We start from the raw sequence: 19,636 nt of genomic DNA, 5'->3' as shown, positions 1-19,636 counted from the left end.
AAAACAACGCTAAATCCTGTGGTCAAGATGATTGTGGCTGCCACTAATCTTTATTGATAAGTTAAAATAGCTATAAAAGACTCATAACAGTTTCTAAAACTGTAACGTTTCTTGCTTTTGTTCGTTTAGATTGCGTAGGAATAATCTAACAATATGAACAATAAGCCAACCCACTTATTACTTTTTACATTTTTTGTTTTCACCATTTTAAACACTAGTGCACAGAACTTAAGCGCCAACGTTTTAGATAGCATTACCCAACAACCTATTCCTTACGCCACTGTTCAATTAAAAGAAAAAGGAGTCATTACCAATGAAGAGGGCAATTTCAATTTTATCTTGAACGAAACTATACAAGAATCTGACTCTCTCATTATTTCCTCAATGGGTTATGAAACCCTTGCCAAACCTATTTCAGAGTTTACAAGCGCTAGAATATTACTTGTACCCAAAGCCATTGAACTAAGAGAGGTTATAGTATCCAATAAAAATTATACTGCTGATGAAATAATAGATTTTGTAGTTGAAAATTTAGACAAAAACTATAAGACCGACCTCACTAAAAAACGATTGTTCCATAGGTCATCTAACTTTGATAGATGGACAAAAAGTGATTTTAAAGTCAAAAAATCATCCATAGATATACTAAACCAACAATTTCTAGATAGTGTTATAACCACTGTACCCAAGGACAACAGTTATTATTCTGAAATTGTTGGCGATCTATACGGCAACCCACATGAAGAGTTATTAAAGTTAAATCTTTTAAAAGCCTCCAAACTATTTGATAAAAGCAAGGAACTTGATACTGAAAAATTAGAGGAAAAATTCAATGAAATACTTCGTGAAAATGTTAAAGAAGGATCTTATTTCAAGATAAAATCCGGTTTGTTCGGTACAAAAATAGATGCCGAGGAGGTTAGCGAATTTCTTGAAGAAGATATTGACTCTACAGATGTGGCCGCTGCCAACGAACAACTAGAGAAAAAGAAGAAAGATAAAGAGCTGCAACAGAAAAACTACGCCAATTGGAAAAAAAGTCAATTGAACAATATCTTCAATAATTTACCCACGCAAGAAGACAATGATCTAAACTTTATAGTAAAATCCAGAAAGTATGATTATACATTGCAAGAATTCACATATTTAGGTAATGATGCCGTTTACGTCATCTCTTTTAAACCAAGTGGATCAGCAGATTTTGAAGGAACACTTTATATAAATGCAGATGATTTTGCCGTATTGCAAATAGACTATAGCAATGTAAAGCCTGTTAAAAAATTCAGTCTTTTAGGGATTTCAACAAATACCTATTTATCTAAAGGAAAAGTCATTTATCAAAAAGATGCATTTGACCATTACGGCCTACGCTATTATGAGTCTGAAGTAGGTGAACGTATTGGTGTTAGAAGACCATTAAAAATCATTGAAAAGAATAAAATCGTAAAAGGCAAAAACAAACAAAATGAGCTATCTGGCGATATGGATTTTGTCTTTATAAATGTTGTAAAGAATGAATTAATCATTTTTGAATCTGATCAAATAGACCAAGCTACTTTTGATGGTTTTACAGAAAACAATGCCGTATCACCGACATATATGCCTAAATACGATCCTAATTTTTGGGAAGGCTACGCTATTATGGAACCCAATACAGCAATAAAAGAGTTTAAGTCAACCACCATTGATTAAATATAGTTCTTAACTATATTATAGAACAAAAGCCCCCAACCCGTTACCAAAAGCAAACCTCCAATTGGAGTAATAGGACCCAGTATTTTTATTTTATTTCCTTTGGATGCAGATATACACAATCCATAAATACTAAAGGAAAAAAGAATGATTCCAATGATGATGCAATAGATAATTGCCTTTTCTAGACCAGTTTCTAGATTAAGGTTAAAACTTAACATCAATAGTAAAAGTGCGTGGTACATTTGATATTTTACTCCTATTTCAAAACTATTCAGTTGATCTTCAGTAAACGTTTTCTTTAACAAATGTGCACCAAATGCCCCAAATACTACTGCTAATAATCCTAATAAGGCTCCTACCAATTGCGCCACTAATACCATAAAATTTTTCTTTCAAAGATAATGGCATCCATTTAATTGTATACCTTACATAAAACTAATTATCAAAAAATGAAAAAGTTTATTACTGTCTATGGTTTTATGCTTTTGATAATGACCGGCTGCGGATCATCAAAAAACACAAGTAATGCCAATAACGGTACATCTTCTTTAGATGTGGAATTGAGAGAAAAAAACAGGGCGAACGTTTCTCTACTACAACGTATACGCCAAAAGAGTGGCATAGTCTTGCAAAACAATGTACCTATAATCAATAAGACCAGTAATTCCTTTGCCTCTGGTGGCAGTCAAGAACCTTTGTACGTTTTAAACAATCAGATAATTGGAAATTCTTTTCATTCGATCAACGAGTTAATAGATAGCTATAATGTGAAGAAAATAGTTATTTTATCGGGTGCAGATGCTGCTGGTTATGGTACTCAGGGAGCCAACGGAGTTATCAAAATTACAAGCTATTAGCATTTACTGCAAACTGATATTCATTTGCATATTTGAATCTAGAATAAAGGCACACTCGGTATATTTTGGCGGACCAAACATTTTCATTTTTCCTTTAGAGAATGCTATTTGCTCTTTTGGAATACCCAACATGTTGGTATCTAAATTATTATTTCCGTTAGCATCATGAAATATAGCTATGGCATACTCGCCATCGGGCAAGTTTTCAATATCAAAAACCGTCTTACCCTTCACGGCCTTTTCAGAACCGGATTTATAAACCTTATCAAACTTTAAAAAGGAACTTTCATCAGTATAAACGGCAAAACAGATATTACCTTCTTCAGAAGTAACCCCATCAATATTTAAACTAATATTATGCTGAGCAAATAGACCTGTAGACATCAATCCTAAAACAAATAGTACCAATAGATTCCCTTTTATCATGCCATATTATTTTAAAATCTACAATTTAATTAGGCGCGCCCAATGCCCCTATTTTTCCGCCGAGTTTCTGAAACAATTGTAAAGTTTGGACCGAGTCTTTTAGATTAAAATATACGTAAGTAGAATCTTTATAGACCAACTTAACTTTATGTTGTTCAATATTATCTACAAATACATGAACTTTATTGTCTGTCAAAGAATCTTTAAACTCCCTAAAGACACCTTTCTCTTTTTCCAGCGCAGAAAAACCGTGTAAACGCTCCATTGGCGGTATTCTTTCAACCAACACCACACTATCTAGTTCGTTTAATGGAATTTCAACATTATAAAACCCGGAACGAATTCCTAGGCTATTGTCACTATTACTTACCCAATTTTTTAAATGAAGTATTAAAATGAACGCGCAACAGATTACTGTTAGAATCAACACCACTGTCCATACCCAATTTTTCTTGGTAAAATGCATAAAGGTTTAAAGTATCAAGTTAACCATACTATTGCCTTAAACGGTAAAATTCAAATTAAATTATTAACCTAAACCAACATCTAGGGTCATCATGATGATGAAGCCACCAATGAAGCCCATGGTAGCAATATCAGTGTACTTATCTTGCTGTGTTTCTGGTATAACTTCCTCTACGACCACAAAGATCATTGCGCCGGCCGCAAAAGAAAGCGCATATGGCAGTATAGGTTGAAAAGTAAGCACGGCCCACGCCCCTAGTACTGCTGCAACAGGCTCTACCAATGCGGAAGCCTGACCGAACATAAAACTTTTTGTCCTGCTCAGTCCATGCCTACGTAACGGCATGGCAACGGCAAAACCTTCCGGAAAGTTTTGTAGACCAATACCTAAGGCCAAAGCAACGGCACCACCAATAGAGGCGCCATCAAAACCAGCGGCCACTCCCCCAAAAAGTACACCAACCGCTAAACCTTCCGGTATGTTATGTAATGTAATGGCCAACGTAAGTAAGGTTGTTCTACGCCAAGGTGTTTTAACACCTTCTGCCTCGTCTTCCTTAAAATTAATATGTAAATGGGGCAATACTTTATCCAACCCAAAAATGAACAAAGCACCTAGCAAAAAACCTACTCCTGCCGGTATAACTTTCACAAACCCTTCACCTGGGCTCATTTCTATACCCGGTGCCAGTAAGCTCCAAAAACTGGCCGCTACCATTACGCCCCCAGTAAACCCTAACATTCCGTCTAAAACAGCACGGTTCATTGTTTTAAAAAGAAAAACCAGTGCCGCGCCCGCTGCTGTGAGTCCCCAAGTAAACAATGTAGCATAAAATGCTGCCAGTACGGGATCTATTGATTCAAAATACGCTATAATTTCATCCATAATTCATATAATTAATATGCTACTCTTCATCTACAATCTCCAAAAATAAATTTGTTGCAATCTGTTTTGATATCCTAATGGAGCCTGATCTAGTAGAGATGGTAACGGAACCATCAAACTCTTCAATTTCCAATATTTTAAAGGTATCGCCCAAGGCAATTTTATTCTTGTCCAAAAACTTTAAAAATGCCGCGGAAGAATCGTTGACGCCTACACAAACCCCTTGACTACCCACTGGCAAATCGCTGATCAACTTCTTAACGGATTTTGTGAACACACCATCTTTGTTAGGAATAGGATCGCCATGTGGATCTACTTTAGGGTATCCTAAATGGGCGTCTAACTTATCAATTAAAGCATCACTTTTTATGTGTTCCAATTGCTCTGCCACCACATGAACCTCATCCCAAGAAAAATTAAGTTTATCTACCAAAAAAACCTCCCATAAACGATGTTTTCTAATAATGGAAAGGGCAACCAACCTGCCTTTTTCCGATAGTGAGACGCCTTGGTATTTCTTATAGTTCACCAAAGATTTCTCAGACAACTTTTTTACCATATCGGTTACAGAAGAAGGTTTTGTCTTCATCTGTTCTGCGATGGCATTTGTTGCAACAGATTTACTGTTGAAATCACTTAGGTGATAAATGGCTTTTATGTAATCTTCTTCTGATAATGTCATTTGAAAAGCAATATTAACACAAAAATACATTTTTATACCTAAAAACAATTTTTTAGATTTGCCTAAATTTAATTTTAGATGTTTAAAATATTATTTTTCGCTTGCTCTATTTTGGCTTTTACAACTGTAAATGCTCAAAAAGCTACCATATCTGGAACCATATCTTCAAATGGATTTCCTGAAGCCTATGTAAATATTTATTTGAAAGGCACTCAAATTGGCGCTGCGTCAGGCGAAAACGGTCAATACTTACTTAAAAATATTCCTTCTGGCGATTACATTATTATTGCTTCCAATATAGGTTTTGAACAATTTCGTAAATCGATCTCCGTTTCCGAAGATGAAGACCAAATTGTAAATATTGACCTAAAACCATCAACCGAATCTCTTGATGAAATGGTAGTTACAGGCACTCTAAAACCTGTTAGTAGGTTAGAAAGTCCAGTACCGGTAGAAGTATATACACCTACCTTTTTTAAAAAGAACCCAACACCAAGTATTTTTGAAGCATTACAGAATGTAAACGGAGTAAGACCACAAATAAACTGTAATGTTTGTAATACAGGTGATATTCATATTAATGGACTAGAAGGTCCGTACACCCTAGTCTTAATAGATGGCATGCCCATAGTTAGTGGTTTGGGAACTGTATACGGACTCTCAGGAATTCCCAATTCACTTATAGAACAAATTGAAGTGGTTAAAGGCCCAGCTTCTACATTATATGGAAGTGAAGCCGTTGGCGGACTCATTAATATTATTACAAAGAACAACTTATCTGCCCCAGATTTTTTTGCAGATAGTTTTGTAACCGGTTGGGGAGAATTTAATTTAGACATAGGCACTAAGTTTAATGTTGGCAAAAAAGCCAATGTTCTCTTAGGTGCCAATTATTTTAAGTACGATAACCCTATTGACAATAATGGAGATAATTTTACCGATCTTACATTACAAGATCGCATATCTGTTTTTCAAAAATGGAATTTTGAAAGAAAAGACTCCAGAATCCTTTCTTTGGCAGGAAGGTTTTTTTATGAAGATAGATGGGGAGGTGAACTGCAATGGACTCCAGAATTTAGAGGCGGTGATGAAATTTATGGGGAAAGTATTTACACCCGTAGATGGGAAGTTTTAGGCAAGTACCAGTTGCCGGTAGAAGAGCAAATGATGCTTTCCTTTTCCTATAATGACCACAAACAAAATTCCGTTTATGGCGATGTTCCTTATTTGGCAGATCAACGTATTGGTTTTACCCAGTTATCATGGGATAAAATCATAGGAAAACATAGCCTTTTAGCAGGTACTGCATTACGTTATAATTATTATGACGACAATACGCCTGCTACAGCAAACACGAATGGTAATGAGCCCGATGAAGTAATTATACCGAGTGTTTTTTTACAGGATGAGATAGCGTTCAATAAAAAACATTCCCTTCTTCTAGGGGGCAGATATGATTATGATAACCGCCACGGTAATATCCTTACGCCAAGAGCGGCCTATCGTTTTAAGTTTACCGAAAATGACATTATTCGCTTAAATGCGGGTACCGGTTTTAGAGTGGTAAATCTATTCACAGAAGATCATGCAGCACTTACCGGTTCTAGAGATGTCATTATTGCAGAAGAACTGGAACCGGAAGAATCATTTAATGTAAATCTTAACTTTCTGAAGAAAATTTACGGTGATAATGGCACGTTTGTAAGTTTAGATGCTTCAGTATTTTACACCTATTTCCAAAATGTTATAATCCCTGATTACGACACCAACCCCAACCAAATTATATATGACAATTTAGAAGGTAAATCAATTTCAAAGGGAATAAGTGCAAACATAGATATAACCATGTACAATGGTTTACAATTTATGATCGGAGGAACATTACAGAACGTGAGCAATACTGAAAATGGGGTTACGCAACGTCAAATTTTAACAGAAAGCTATTCCGCCAATTGGAGTGTTGGGTACCAAATTAGGCCATGGAATTTAAAGATAGATTATACGGGTAATTTATATGGTCCTATGCGATTACCAACCTTAGGGGAAAGTGATCCCAGGCGAGATTTTTCACCCGCGTGGAGTATTCAAAATATACAACTATCTTATGATGGGATAAAGAATTTTGAAATTTACGGAGGAGTTAAAAATTTGCTGGACTGGACACCCAAAAGAGGGAACCCCTTTATCATTGCCCGTGCCAACGATCCTTTTGACAAAGAAGTTACCTTTGATGCAAATGGCAATGCGGTTGCCACACCAAATAACCCGAATGCATTAACATTTGACCCATCTTACGTCTATGGACCAAATCAAGGAATCCGTTCTTTTATTGGACTACGTTATACATTGAATTAAGTATTAAAGACACATGCTATTTTGTACTTTTGAAGTGCTAGACCTTAAAAAAGCTGAGAACAATCTGAAAAATTCATGAACGAATTCGATTACATTATCATTGGCGCAGGCGCATCTGGTCTATTGCTGGCAGATGCTATAGCCAACGATTCGTTTTTTGATCAAAAAAAGATTTTACTACTTGACAAAGCACCAAAAAATAGCAACGACAGAACGTGGTGTTTTTGGGAAAAAGGTAACGGTCAATTTGAAGAGATTATCCATAAGAAGTGGAATTCCATTCATTTTCAAGGAGAAGATGTTGCCAAAAGAACCAAAATCGACCCATATTCTTATAAAATGATAAGAGGTATCGACTTCTATGATCATTACCTAAAAAAGGTAAAGGCAACTAGCAATATAACATTTGTGCAAGACACCGTGGTGGGTATCTCCGAAACCGAAGACCAAGTTGAGGTTAAAGCAGTAAACAACACCTATACCGGCAAGTATATATTCAATAGCCTTTTTGATTATAAAATGGCTACCCAGCAAACAAAATATCCCGTATTACAGCAGCATTTTATAGGCTGGGTAATAAAGGTCAACAAACCTATTTTCAATACCAAGGAAGTCACATATATGGATTTTTCCATACCTCAAAAAGGCAATACAAGATTTATGTATGTACTGCCCTACTCCAATGATACCGCATTAATAGAATACACTTTGTTTTCAGAAAAGCTATTGCCAACACCTGAGTATGAAGAAGCTATAGAATACTATATTTTACAACGGTTTCAATGCCAGGAATATGAGATTATAGAAAGAGAATTTGGCAGTATACCAATGACAGGGTATGACTTTAGGGAGCACCATACCAACAGAATACGCTATATAGGTACCGCAGGGGGTTGGGCCAAACCCAGCACAGGTTATACTTTTATGAGTACGGCAAACAAAATACCAAAATTGATAGCATTCATTAAAGAGGGGAAACCTCTGAAAAAATTAAAATTGAAAGGCAAATTTTGGTTTTATGACATGCTCTTTTTAGATGTACTTTACAATGACAATGCCAATGGGCATGTAATATTCGAATCTATCTTTAAAGCATTACAACCACAAAAGGTTTTTAAGTTTTTAGATGAAAAAACAAGTCTCATAGAAGATTTGGAATATATCAACTCTTGCCCTAAACAACCGTTTATCAAAGCATTGATAAAACGAATTTTCTAAACCGTTCTATTCATTAAGTTTTCCCCAAACTGTCTTAGCAGTTCTTTATTTTCAGGATTAATATCCATATCATCAAGAACATCAAAAGCTTTAGCCGTGTAATCTGCAATGGCAGTTTTAGTAGCTTGATCCGCTTTTGTCTTTTCAAATATAGAACGCACTGCGTTAATTTTAGCTTCGGCCTCTTTTGGGTGAATAGAATATAAATGCTCTAATTCTTTAGCGATTACTTCTGATCCAGAGTTTAAAGCTTTAAGATATAGGTAGGTCTTTTTGTTTTCAATAATATCACCACCAACCTGCTTACCAAAGGTTTTAGGATCACCAAAAACATCTAAATAATCATCTTGTAATTGAAAAGCTATACCAAGGTTTAGTCCAAAATTGTACATCTGTTGCTGTGCTTCATCTGGTTCACCTGCAACTATAGCGCCCATTTTTAACGCAGCTGCAACTAAGACGGCAGTTTTGTATTCTATCATTTTAAGATACTCGGGCAACATCACATCATCCCTAGTTTCAAAATCTACATCGTATTGTTGACCTTCACAAACTTCAAGTGCCGTTTTACTGAACAACTTGGCCAAATCTCTAAAAACATTAGGCTCATAATTTTCAAAAAGTTGATAGGCCATTATCAACATGGCATCACCAGACAGAATACCCGTATTAATATCCCATTTTTCATGCACCGTAGTTTTACCCCTACGTACCGGGGCATCATCCATAATATCATCATGTACCAAAGAAAAATTATGAAAGACCTCAACAGCAACGGCAGCATCTAAAGCTTTTCTAAAATCGGTATTAAAAATTTCAGCAGTCATTAAAACCAATACCGGTCTTAACCTTTTGCCGCCTAAACCCAGAATATATGTGATAGGCTCATATAGGTTTCTAGGCTCTTTTGTAATCCTCATAGAGTCTAAATATGCAATAAACTCATCTCGATATTCACTAATAGTATGCATTCTTTGCAATTTTGCACAAAAATAGAACAAAAATGGCTGAATAAGCCCCCTTTTTAAGTGAGAAGAAATAAAACTTTACAGATGAATCCCTAATTTAAAAAAGCTGTCAAATATGAACTTTTACGCTACTTACTAATTATAAAGAAGACCTCTTGATCAGTCTAGAGGGCATAATTAATTTTGTAACTGTATCACCTTTTAAATGCAATGCCGCTCTTTTTGCCATTTCGTTAAAATCGGTGGAAATAGTAGTAATTCCACCAAACACAATTTCTTTTGAAACATTATCGTTTTGGGACAGAATACCGATATCCTCCCCAATTTTATATTTATTTCTAACCGAATCTCTTAGAATTTGCCAAAGTATGGTATCTCCTAACGCAAAATATAAATTGCCTTTTTTAGCAGACCCAATAGTATAATTATTCTTGACACAACCATTGACCTCAAACTCATCTATGAATTTTTGAAACGCGTTTTTTATAGATATAGGAGAAAAATCGCTCTCTTCGTTGAAATACAAAATAATCTTATTATACTTTTTTATTTCTGGCAGCAACCTAACCAAAGACGTATAAATGACCTCTTCAAATTCTTGGGAGATATAAGAATACCCTGGTCCCAAATTTAAATACCTATCTACCAACAATAATTTTTTGGGCTCAATATTCTTTAATAATGTTGCAACCTTTTCATTTTGTATTGGAGCAATAACATACATGCCATATTTACCATTGATATTAGAAATTATGGTCTTAAAAACAGTAAGGTTATTATGATGGAAAAAAACATCTATTTGAAACCTTCTTCCCATTTCTTTACGAAAGGTTTTATAAAATTCTTCTTGATAACTCTGAAAAGCAAATAGTAGCAAAGCCATTCTTTTGGTAATATTGGTAGCTTGGCTAATCACAAAATAACCCTTTAATTGCCTAGACTCTATTAAGCCTCTATTCTTAAGCTCCTCATATGCTTTAAAAATAGTTTTTCTTGCATAGCCTATTTCCTCAACCATAGTGTTTATAGAAGGTAACTGATCACCAATAGTCAATTGCCCATCTTCAATAGATTCAATTACTCCTTGAACCAATTGTTCATGTTTTGTAAGGTTATTATTGTGGGTAAGGTTTAGAATTTTACTAATAACCGGCATAAATAATAAATGAAATTTGCAGGCGTCAATATACAATTTAAAAAAAGATATCAAAAAATAGCTCCTGAATTATAGTGTACTTAACACAACAAATTGTGTGTAAAAAAAATGGTTTATAAGCCGAAAAAGCCTCCAAACACGCAAATACAGATTTTTTAGATAAAATAGCAAATAATATGTATTTGATAATATTTTAAGATCTAAATGAAAATTATAAAAAATAACATGTTAATATTTATTAAATTAACATTTTATTTTATATTTGTTCACAGTAGCATAGTGTATCATAGTCTCTTCATCTCAAAAACGCTCCCTAAAGAGACTATAACGCCTACGTCAACATAATTAACTAACAACTGTAAGAACTAACTTTATGAATTATCAAACAGACTTTTTTAAGTTTTCCATGATTCGGAATCAGGTAAGCTTAACGATGATTTTATTTTTTAGTGGATTTCTCTTTATGGGTCTCCACGCACAGACAACCGTTTCTGGAACTGTTACTTCAGCTTCAGACAACATGCCGTTGCCAGGTGTTTCGGTCATTGATGCCAACAACCCTACAACAGGAGTACAAGCGGATTTTGACGGTAACTTTACAATTACCGTAGATGATGGTAGTACCAGTTTACGATTCAGCTACATTGGTTTTAAGGCTGTAGTGGTACCGGTAAACAATCAAAGTACAATCAATGTATCTTTAGAAGAGGACGTTGCCAACCTAGACGAAGTTGTTGTCGTTGGTTACGGTACTCAGAAAAAAGCGACCGTAACAGGTGCGGTAACCGCAGTACAGGGTCCGGTACTAGAAAGTTCACCGGCCATAAGTGTATCGAATTCCTTGGCAGGTAGATTGCCCGGGGTAGTAATCGTACAGACCAGTGGGGAGCCTGGTAATGACGAATCGAACATAAGTATTCGTGGAACCAATACATTAGGAAACAACCAACCTTTGATCGTTATTGATGGTATTCCAGATAGAGATGGTGGTATAGGTCGTATTAACCCAGATGATATTGCCAATATCTCTGTACTTAAAGATGCATCAGCTGCAATTTATGGAGCTAGAGCGGCCAACGGAGCAATAATCGTTACTACCAAAACCGGTAAAGCCGGCAAAATGCAAATAAATTATAAGGCTGATTTTGGTATAACCAGACCTACAAGAGTACCAGAAATGGCAAGTGCGGTAGAGTATCAAACTATAATGAATGAATTGGCGATTTATAACAGTAATATTCCTTCATCACAATGGGGAGCTGCAAATACCGCTTTTCAAACCTCAGGTAGTTATACTATACCAGGTAGCGATCCTGCAGAAACCGTAAACGCTGCATTTAGTCCAGAAACAATCAATAATCATAGAACCAATGCTGATCCATGGTTATATCCTGATACGGATTGGTTTGGTGCCACTTTTCAAGATTGGGCGGAACAACAAAGACACAACCTATCCATAAGCGGTGGTAGTGAAGATCTAAAATATTACGCATCTGTAGGTTATGCAGATCAAGGCGCTATATATAAAAACTCGGCCAACAGATACCAACAGTATAACTTTAGAATCAATACCGATGCTAGAATTAATGAATACCTGTCTACTAAACTAAGTATGGGATATAGAAAGGAAGATAGAACCTTCCCTACTGAAGGTGCAGGTGCTATCTTTAGAATGTTGATGAGAGGTAGACCAAATGAACCTGCAATATGGCCAAATGGATTACCAGGACCTGATATTGAAAATGGTCAACAACCGGTGGTAGTTACAACGAATGCTACAGGGTATGACAAACAACCAACAGATTACCTACAATTTACAGGTTCTTTGGATATTACCAACCCATGGGTAGAAGGTCTTAAACTGACATTATTGGCAGGTGTTGACCAAAGCCAGTTACGTAGAAAACTATGGCAAACACCATGGACTCTTTATTCTCTTGACCGTGCAAACTATATTGCTACCGGTGTACCGGAACTAAGCGGATCTATACGTTCCAACTTTACAGATGCAAGATTATTACAATCATCTAATAATGTACTAAACACCAACCTAACCGGTTTATTAAGTTATGACAAAACAATTGGTGATGACCACACCATTAACTTATTGGCCGGTGTTACCCGTGAGAATTTTCAAGGTGAATTTTTCTCAGCATTTAGAAGAAACTACCTTTCTACCGCTGTTGACCAGTTAGGAGTAGGTGGTGAAATTGCACAAGAAACGGATGGTTTCGGTTACAACAGAACACGTTTAGGTTACTATGGCCGTGCCCAGTATAACTTTAAAGAAAAATACTTAGCCGAGTTCATCTGGAGATATGATGGTTCATATATTTTCCCAGGTAATGATCGTTTTGGGTTCTTCCCAGGATTGTTAGTTGGTTGGAACATTAATAATGAAGATTGGTTCAACGTTGACTCTATTAGCTACTTAAAGTTAAGGGGTTCTTACGGTGAAATGGGTAATGATCAAGTTTCATTTGACACCAACGGTGACGGTGAAATAACCGATGATGAATTACAAGAATATGCTTACCAATCTATTTACGAATTTGGTCAATACCCAATAAATGGTCAAGTACAAACGACTTTATTTGAAAACCTCTTGGCTAATCCTAGCTTTACATGGGAACGAGCTAAGAATTATAACATTGGTTTAGACGGTATTATATTGGACGGAAAAATGAGTTTCACCCTTGAATATTTCTTGAACAAACGTGATCAAATTCTAATTCAAAAAACAGGTTCTACCCCAGGTTCTTCTGGTATTTCAGACCTTTTACCTCCTGTAAATGCAGGTAAAGTAAATAACGAAGGTTTTGAATTTGCGTTGAATTATTTTGGTGGTAGCTTTGATGGTTTTAAATGGGATGTTGGTGTAAACGGAGGTTACGCACAAAATACAGTTGAGTTCCTAGATGAAATTCCTGGTGCTCCAAGTTACCAATTACAAGAAGGTAAGCCTATTGGCTCATATTTAGTATACGAGTCTGATGGTGTATTTATTGACCAAGCTGCCATTGATTCCAATCCACTAGATTATAGTGCTGTTAAGCCAACATTAGAGCCAGGTGATATGAAATTTAAAGATATCAACGGAGATGGTGCCATTAACGACTTAGATCAAGTAAGGTTAAAAAATAGCATCAACCCTAACTTTAACTTTGGTGTTACGTTTAACGCTTCATACAAAAACTTTGATCTTTCTGTATTATTACAAGGAGCTACAGGGGCTAAATTATTTATCCAAACAGAATCTGGTGACATAGGTAACTTTTTAAAGTACAGCTTTGACAACAGATGGAGTCCAGACAACCCAAGTAGCGTTCATCCAAGACTTGCCAGTCGTGGAGACACCTACTATACAGGTGGTGATTATGGCAATAATACCTACAACTTATTTAGTAAAGATTACCTAAGACTTAAAAATGTTCAATTGGCATACAACTTTCCTTCAGAATTGATTGAGCAATTTGGTCTATCTAAATTTAAAATATATATGAGTGGTCTAAACTTGGCTACATGGGCGGCTCAAGATATATATGATCCTGAATCGACAAGTAATAACGGTCAGTTTTATCCACAACAGACTATTATTAACACAGGTTTTAGTTTAACATTTTAAAAAAAAATCATGAAAAAAGGAAAATTAGTACTCTTAGGCCTACTGACGTTAGCGTTAGTACCTATTTCGTGTAATGAAGATTTTTTAGAAACGCAGCCATTAGATTCAATCTCGGCAGATGCCACTTGGGCAGACGGTGCGTTAGCACAAGCATTCGTATTCAACGTTTATGCATCCCTTGGCTATGGAGGGTTTGAAGAAGAAGGTTTGGCTTCATTAACGGACGAAGCAATGTTTACACACTCTGGTAGAGGAGTAAACGTTATTACAGAAGGTTCACTTTCCCCGTCGGGTACGGGTAACGTGAATATCATTCCACAATGGAACGAATTATATTTAGCAATACGAAAAGCGAATATAGCTTTACAAGAATTACCAAATTCAACTTTTGATGATCAAACATTGAAAGACAGGTTAACGGGTGAAGCACATTTTCTAAGAGCGTATTATTACCATCAATTAATGCGCTATTACGGTGGCGCACCATTAATTGATGCCCCTTATGGCTTAGATGATGACTACTCTATAGCTAGAGGTACTTATGCTGAAAATGTAGATTTTGTAACCAGTGACCTTGACAAAGCCATTTCATTACTGGAAGGCAAAGAGGTTACACCAGGTAGAGCTTCCATGTTAAGTGCTATGGGGTTAAAATCTCGTGTATTAACATATGCCGCCAGTGATTTGCGCGACGGACCTACAGCGAGCGCTAAGTCGGCAACATTGGGTGGATATTCAAATTTAGAACTGGTTGCATATACTTCTGGGGACAGAGATGCTAGATGGAACGCTGCAAAGACCGCTGCCAAGGCCGTTTTAGATGCGACCACTGGTTACAAGTTAGATTTAACCGAACCTGCAAGTGCAGAAGAAGCGACTGAAACATACATCTCTATTGCTATGGGAGGTGGAAGTGCCGTTGGTGATGCTGCTGCAAGATCAGAACTATTATTTGAAAGAACACATTCACCTCTATTTACACAAGAAAGTAATTGGCCTTTAGGTGGAATTCACCAAGGGATCAACAATGGACCAAACGGATATCATAACTGGGCAGGTAACACACCTATTCAACAATTGGTAGACGACTATCAAATGATGGACGGTTCTGATTTCGACTGGAGCAATGAAGAACACGCGGCTGCACCATATGAGAATAGAGACCCAAGAATGGCCGCAACTATTCTTTATGATGGAGCAGCATGGAAACCAAGGCCAGATGACGTTGCCTCAATAGATCCTTATGATGAAATACAGACAGGTACATATGCAGATGGTAGCGGCGGAATAATACCTGGTGTTGACATGAGAGATTCACCAATTGAAAACTGGAACGGAAGTAGAACCGGTTATTATGTACGAAAGTTCATTGATCCAGACCCATCTTTAGTGGACAATCAATCTAGTGCACAAGTTGTACCATGGCCATTTATTAGATATACCGAAATAATATTGAACTATGTAGAAGCTTCTATTGCACTAGGCGATGAAGGTGAAGCGAGAAACTGGCTGAACAAGATTCGTTTTAGAGCAGGTATGCCGGCACTTACCTCATCTGGAACTGAGCTTTTAGAGGATTACATCAATGAAAGAAGAGTTGAATTGGCATATGAAGAACACAGATACCATGATGCACGAAGATGGATGATCGCTGATCAAACTTTGGGCAGGGGCATTAAGGTTATGAAAGTAACAGCTACCCTTAAAGCCGGTGCAACACCAAGAACTCCTTATCAGTATGACACATCTGTATATGATTACACCTATACCGTTGTAGACAATAATGATAATGAAACCAGAACTTGGGACGATAAAATGTATTTCATGCCTATAAGTAGAGATGAAATCAATAGAAATAACCTTTTGATTCAGAATCCAGGTTATTAGTTTAGTTTAAATTGAGTTAAATTAAAGATCTATTCCTTTTTGGAATAGATCTTTTACTTTTAAACAAATGACAAAAAATCTAATCTTCTATATTCTTATAATTTTCTTATTACATCAAAGCTGTACAGAGAAAGTTAAAAAAGATGAAACCTCTTCAACAATTAACAAGATTGAAGAACCCACCCTATTCACTCTTTTATCCGAACATGAAACGAAAGTAACTTTTCAAAACACCTTAAAGGAAGGGTTAAATGCCAACGTATTGGTTTACGAATACCTCTATAACGGCGGTGGTGTAGCTACAGGGGATTTTAATAACGATGGTCTTCAAGACTTATATTTCACTTCTAACATGGGTGAAAATAAATTCTATTTAAATGAAGGCAATTTCACATTTAAAGATGTTACTACAATTTCTAAAGTCGCCGGTAGACCTGGACCTTGGAAAACAGGCATAACCTCTGCAGATGTAAACGGAGATGGTAAATTAGATCTGTATCTATGTTATTCAGGGGCCTTACCAGATGCAAAGCGTAAAAATCAACTTTTCATCAATCAAGGGAATGATGCCAACAACGTACCAATTTTCAAAGAACAAGCGGAAGAATATGGTTTGGCCAGCGCTGCTTTTAGCAATCAAGGATATTTCTTTGACTATGATAAAGACGGTGATCTAGATATGCTTTTACTAAACCACAATCCAAAATCTTTACCTGTTTTAAATGAAGTAAGCACTAAACAGTTTTTAAAAAAAGATGACCCTTATCAAGGTATTAGGTTGTTTGAGCAAAAAAATGAGAAATTTTATGATATAACCCAAAAAGCAGGTATTAGTGGTTCTGCATTAACCTATGGATTAGGTATAGGTATTAGTGACATTAACAATGACGGTTGGCAAGACTTCTATGTTTCTAATGATTATACTGTACCAGATTATCTCTATATCAATAATAAAAATGGCACATTTACAGACCAACTAGGTGATCAAATGGGACATACAAGTCATTTTTCTATGGGCAATAATGTAGCCGATATCAATAATGATGGCCTGCAGGATATTTTCACTTTAGACATGTTGCCTAAAGATAATAAGCGCCAAAAATTACTTTTATCGCCAGATAATTATGAAAAATTTGATTTAAATATTAGAAGTGGATTTCATCATCAATATATGCGAAATATGCTTCAGTTGAACAATGGCGACAATTCATTTAGTGAAGTAGGTCAACTAGCCGGTATCTCAAATACAGATTGGAGCTGGGCTCCACTTTTTGCTGATTTTGACAATGACGGATTTAAAGATCTATTCATTACCAACGGATATTTTAGGGATTACACCAATTTGGATTTCATCAATTACATGGACAGTTTCGTACAATCCAAAGGCAGACTACAACGGCAAGAAGTTTTAGAACTTATAAAAGAAATGCCAGCATCTAACCTGACCAATTTCTATTATACCAATAAAGATGGCGTCCACTTCAATGATCAATCTCAAGAAGCAGGTATAGCCCAACCTGCCAACAGCAATGGTGCCATATATACTGATTTAGATAATGATGGTGATCTAGACCTCGTTATTAATAACATTAACAAACCGGCATTTATTTATAGGAATGACACCCAAAAAGGCAATGGCAATTTCTTAAACATTCAGTTAAAAGGAAACCAAAAAAACACACATGGTATTGGATCAAAAATCAGTATCTACGCCAAAGGAAAAACCCAAGTACTTGAGCAAATGCCAACCAGGGGATATCTTTCGACCGTATCATCGATTTTACATTTCGGATTAGGCGACATAACTACCGTAGATTCTTTAAAAGTAACTTGGAACTCTGGAAAAACGGAGACTATTGAAGCACTTTCAGCGAATAGAACAATTGAGCTGAATGAATCCAATGCCCAAACCTTGGAATTGGCTCAAAAGAAAAGTAAAACGTTGTTTTCAACTGTACGCAATTCCGTTAATTTCGAGCACAAACCATCTTCTGTAAATGATTTTAAACGACAGTCGCTCTTAATAAAACAATTATCTCATAGTAGTCCTCCTATTGCCAAAGCAGATTTAAACAATGATGGGTTAGAAGATATTGTCATTGGTGGCGGCGTTGATCAACCTACCGCCATATATTTTCAAAGTAGCAATAAAAACTTCAATAAAAAACCAAACGCAGATTTTGACCTAGACAAGGCTCATTTTGATACTGATATTGCAGTACTTGATGTTAATAATGATGGTCATCTAGATATTTATATGGCAAGTGGCGGATATCATAACCTAACCGCCAATGACCCTCTATTACAGGACAGGCTCTATTTGGGTAATGGCAAAGGGAATTTTAAAAAGACTCATAATTCATTACCACAAATGACCATAAGCACCGGATCGGTTTCATTTTCAGATATAAACAATGATTCGCACTTAGATATATTTATCGGTGGTTATAATGTTCCTGGTCGCTTTCCTGAAATACCAAGAAGTTATATTCTTATCAATGACGGTAAAGGAAGTTATGTAGACAAGACCAATGAAATTCAACCCAACTTACAATATCCTGGTATGGTTACCGATGCCACTTGGGCAGACATGGATGGTGACACTATAGAAGATTTAATTATAGTTGGTGAATGGATGCCCATAACTATTTTCTTGAATAAAAATGGCAAATTGATCAATGGAACAGACCAGTTTTTTGAAAGTGATTTAAATGGGTTCTGGAGCAGCGTTCTTGTTGAAGATTTAAATAAAGACGGCAAACAAGATATTATTGCCGGAAATATTGGTACCAATACGCAATTCACAATAGACAAAGACACTCCGGCTGAATTGTATTATTCAGATTTTGACAATAACGGTTCTATTGATCCCATTCTAAATTTTTACATTGACGGTAATAGTTATCCATATGTTACCAGAGATGAACTGTTAGGGCAACTATCGAGTAAAAGACAGAAATTTAACAGTTATGAAAAATACGCTGATGCGCAGATAACAGACATTTTTAATGATACTGAATTGAAAAAGGCGAAAAAATTAACTGCAACACACCAAGAAACATCCTTGTTTTTAAGTTCAACAGATGAAAAGTTTACAAAAGTTCACTTGCCATTACAAGCTCAATTTTCCCCGGTTTCAGAAATTATTGTGGAAGATTTTAACCAAGATGGTGATTTAGACCTGCTACTTCTTGGCAACAATGATTATTATAAGTTACGTATAGGTAAATTCGATGCCAACTATGGTACATTACTTTTAGGTGATGAAAATGCCAATTATAAGTACATTTCCCAATCTAAATCTGGTCTATCCATAAAAGGAAGTAATACCAGAGGTATTATCATTGACGATAAACTAATACTTACCAACTACGGCAAGTCAATACAAACATATCAACTAACAAAATAGCTTTATA

General features: G+C 36.0%; 14 protein-coding genes. 7 read left to right on the top strand and 7 right to left on the bottom strand.

Annotated elements, in window-relative coordinates:
* Nucleotides 1-153 precede the first annotated feature (153 nt).
* Nucleotides 154-1,692 carry a carboxypeptidase-like regulatory domain-containing protein gene (locus tag YQ22_RS09505; protein ID WP_071341006.1) on the top strand — a complete coding sequence of 513 codons (1,539 nt, stop codon included), beginning with the start codon at nucleotides 154-156 and terminating at the stop codon, nucleotides 1,690-1,692.
* Here YQ22_RS09505 and YQ22_RS09500 read toward each other — a convergent pair.
* Entirely contained in the window at nucleotides 1,689-2,075 is a 387-nt protein-coding gene (locus YQ22_RS09500) for a DUF423 domain-containing protein (protein WP_071341005.1), read from the bottom strand. The two genes, YQ22_RS09505 and YQ22_RS09500, sit on opposite strands and share 4 nt — an antisense overlap.
* Before the next feature lie 69 nt (nucleotides 2,076-2,144).
* On the opposite strand from YQ22_RS09500, the gene YQ22_RS09495 reads away from it, so the two are divergent.
* Nucleotides 2,145-2,552: a TonB-dependent receptor plug domain-containing protein gene (locus YQ22_RS09495; RefSeq protein WP_071341004.1), complete on the top strand. Its 408-nt coding sequence runs from the start codon at nucleotides 2,145-2,147 to the stop codon at nucleotides 2,550-2,552.
* A 3-nt stretch (nucleotides 2,553-2,555) separates the two neighbouring features.
* On the opposite strand, the gene YQ22_RS09490 is transcribed toward YQ22_RS09495, so the two are convergent.
* The 4 genes from YQ22_RS09490 to YQ22_RS09475 form a co-directional block, all read right to left on the bottom strand.
* A complete protein-coding gene (locus tag YQ22_RS09490; protein ID WP_071341003.1) occupies nucleotides 2,556-2,978 on the bottom strand; it encodes a DUF2141 domain-containing protein in 423 nt (140 codons plus the stop codon).
* A gap of 25 nt (nucleotides 2,979-3,003) precedes the next feature.
* Nucleotides 3,004-3,444, bottom strand: a complete 441-nt coding sequence (locus tag YQ22_RS09485; protein WP_071341002.1) for a hypothetical protein — start codon at nucleotides 3,442-3,444, stop codon at nucleotides 3,004-3,006.
* 63 nt (nucleotides 3,445-3,507) lie between these two features.
* Nucleotides 3,508-4,329: a ZIP family metal transporter gene (locus YQ22_RS09480; protein WP_058104361.1), complete on the bottom strand. Its 822-nt coding sequence runs from the start codon at nucleotides 4,327-4,329 to the stop codon at nucleotides 3,508-3,510.
* 19 nt (nucleotides 4,330-4,348) lie between these two features.
* Nucleotides 4,349-5,011: a metal-dependent transcriptional regulator gene (locus YQ22_RS09475; RefSeq protein ID WP_058105099.1), complete on the bottom strand. Its 663-nt coding sequence runs from the start codon at nucleotides 5,009-5,011 to the stop codon at nucleotides 4,349-4,351.
* Nucleotides 5,012-5,089: 78 nt separating this feature from the next.
* Between YQ22_RS09475 and YQ22_RS09470 the strand changes: the two genes are divergently transcribed.
* On the top strand, nucleotides 5,090-7,366 hold the full coding sequence (locus tag YQ22_RS09470; protein ID WP_071341001.1) for a TonB-dependent receptor: 2,277 nt from the start codon (nucleotides 5,090-5,092) through the stop codon (nucleotides 7,364-7,366).
* A 75-nt stretch (nucleotides 7,367-7,441) separates the two neighbouring features.
* A complete protein-coding gene (locus tag YQ22_RS09465) occupies nucleotides 7,442-8,584 on the top strand; it encodes a lycopene cyclase family protein (protein ID WP_071341000.1) in 1,143 nt (380 codons plus the stop codon).
* On the opposite strand, the gene YQ22_RS09460 is transcribed toward YQ22_RS09465, so the two are convergent.
* Both YQ22_RS09460 and YQ22_RS09455 read right to left on the bottom strand, forming a co-directional pair.
* Nucleotides 8,581-9,555, bottom strand: coding sequence for a polyprenyl synthetase family protein (locus YQ22_RS09460; protein WP_071340999.1), 975 nt, complete (start codon nucleotides 9,553-9,555; stop codon nucleotides 8,581-8,583). The two genes, YQ22_RS09465 and YQ22_RS09460, sit on opposite strands and share 4 nt — an antisense overlap.
* Nucleotides 9,556-9,691: 136 nt before the next feature.
* The gene (locus YQ22_RS09455; protein ID WP_071340998.1) at nucleotides 9,692-10,708 is read right to left on the bottom strand and encodes a GntR family transcriptional regulator; all 1,017 of its coding nucleotides are present in this window, start codon (nucleotides 10,706-10,708) and stop codon (nucleotides 9,692-9,694) included.
* Between the two features lie 433 nt (nucleotides 10,709-11,141).
* Here YQ22_RS09455 and YQ22_RS09450 point away from each other — a divergent pair, with 433 nt between their 5' ends.
* From YQ22_RS09450 to YQ22_RS09440, 3 genes are all read left to right on the top strand, one after another.
* Nucleotides 11,142-14,333, top strand: coding sequence for a SusC/RagA family TonB-linked outer membrane protein (locus YQ22_RS09450; RefSeq protein ID WP_071340997.1), 3,192 nt, complete (start codon nucleotides 11,142-11,144; stop codon nucleotides 14,331-14,333).
* 9 nt (nucleotides 14,334-14,342) lie between these two features.
* Nucleotides 14,343-16,220, top strand: a complete 1,878-nt coding sequence (locus YQ22_RS09445; RefSeq protein WP_058104367.1) for a RagB/SusD family nutrient uptake outer membrane protein — start codon at nucleotides 14,343-14,345, stop codon at nucleotides 16,218-16,220.
* Between the two features lie 67 nt (nucleotides 16,221-16,287).
* On the top strand, nucleotides 16,288-19,629 hold the full coding sequence (locus tag YQ22_RS09440; protein ID WP_071340996.1) for a VCBS repeat-containing protein: 3,342 nt from the start codon (nucleotides 16,288-16,290) through the stop codon (nucleotides 19,627-19,629).
* Nucleotides 19,630-19,636 lie beyond the last annotated feature (7 nt).

It is taken from the genome of Maribacter sp. 1_2014MBL_MicDiv (assembly GCF_001865655.1).
GTDB lineage: Bacteria > Bacteroidota > Bacteroidia > Flavobacteriales > Flavobacteriaceae > Maribacter > Maribacter dokdonensis.
The sequence above is the reverse complement of the archived record's forward strand: the minus strand, read 5'-3'. Positions and strand labels throughout refer to the sequence as shown.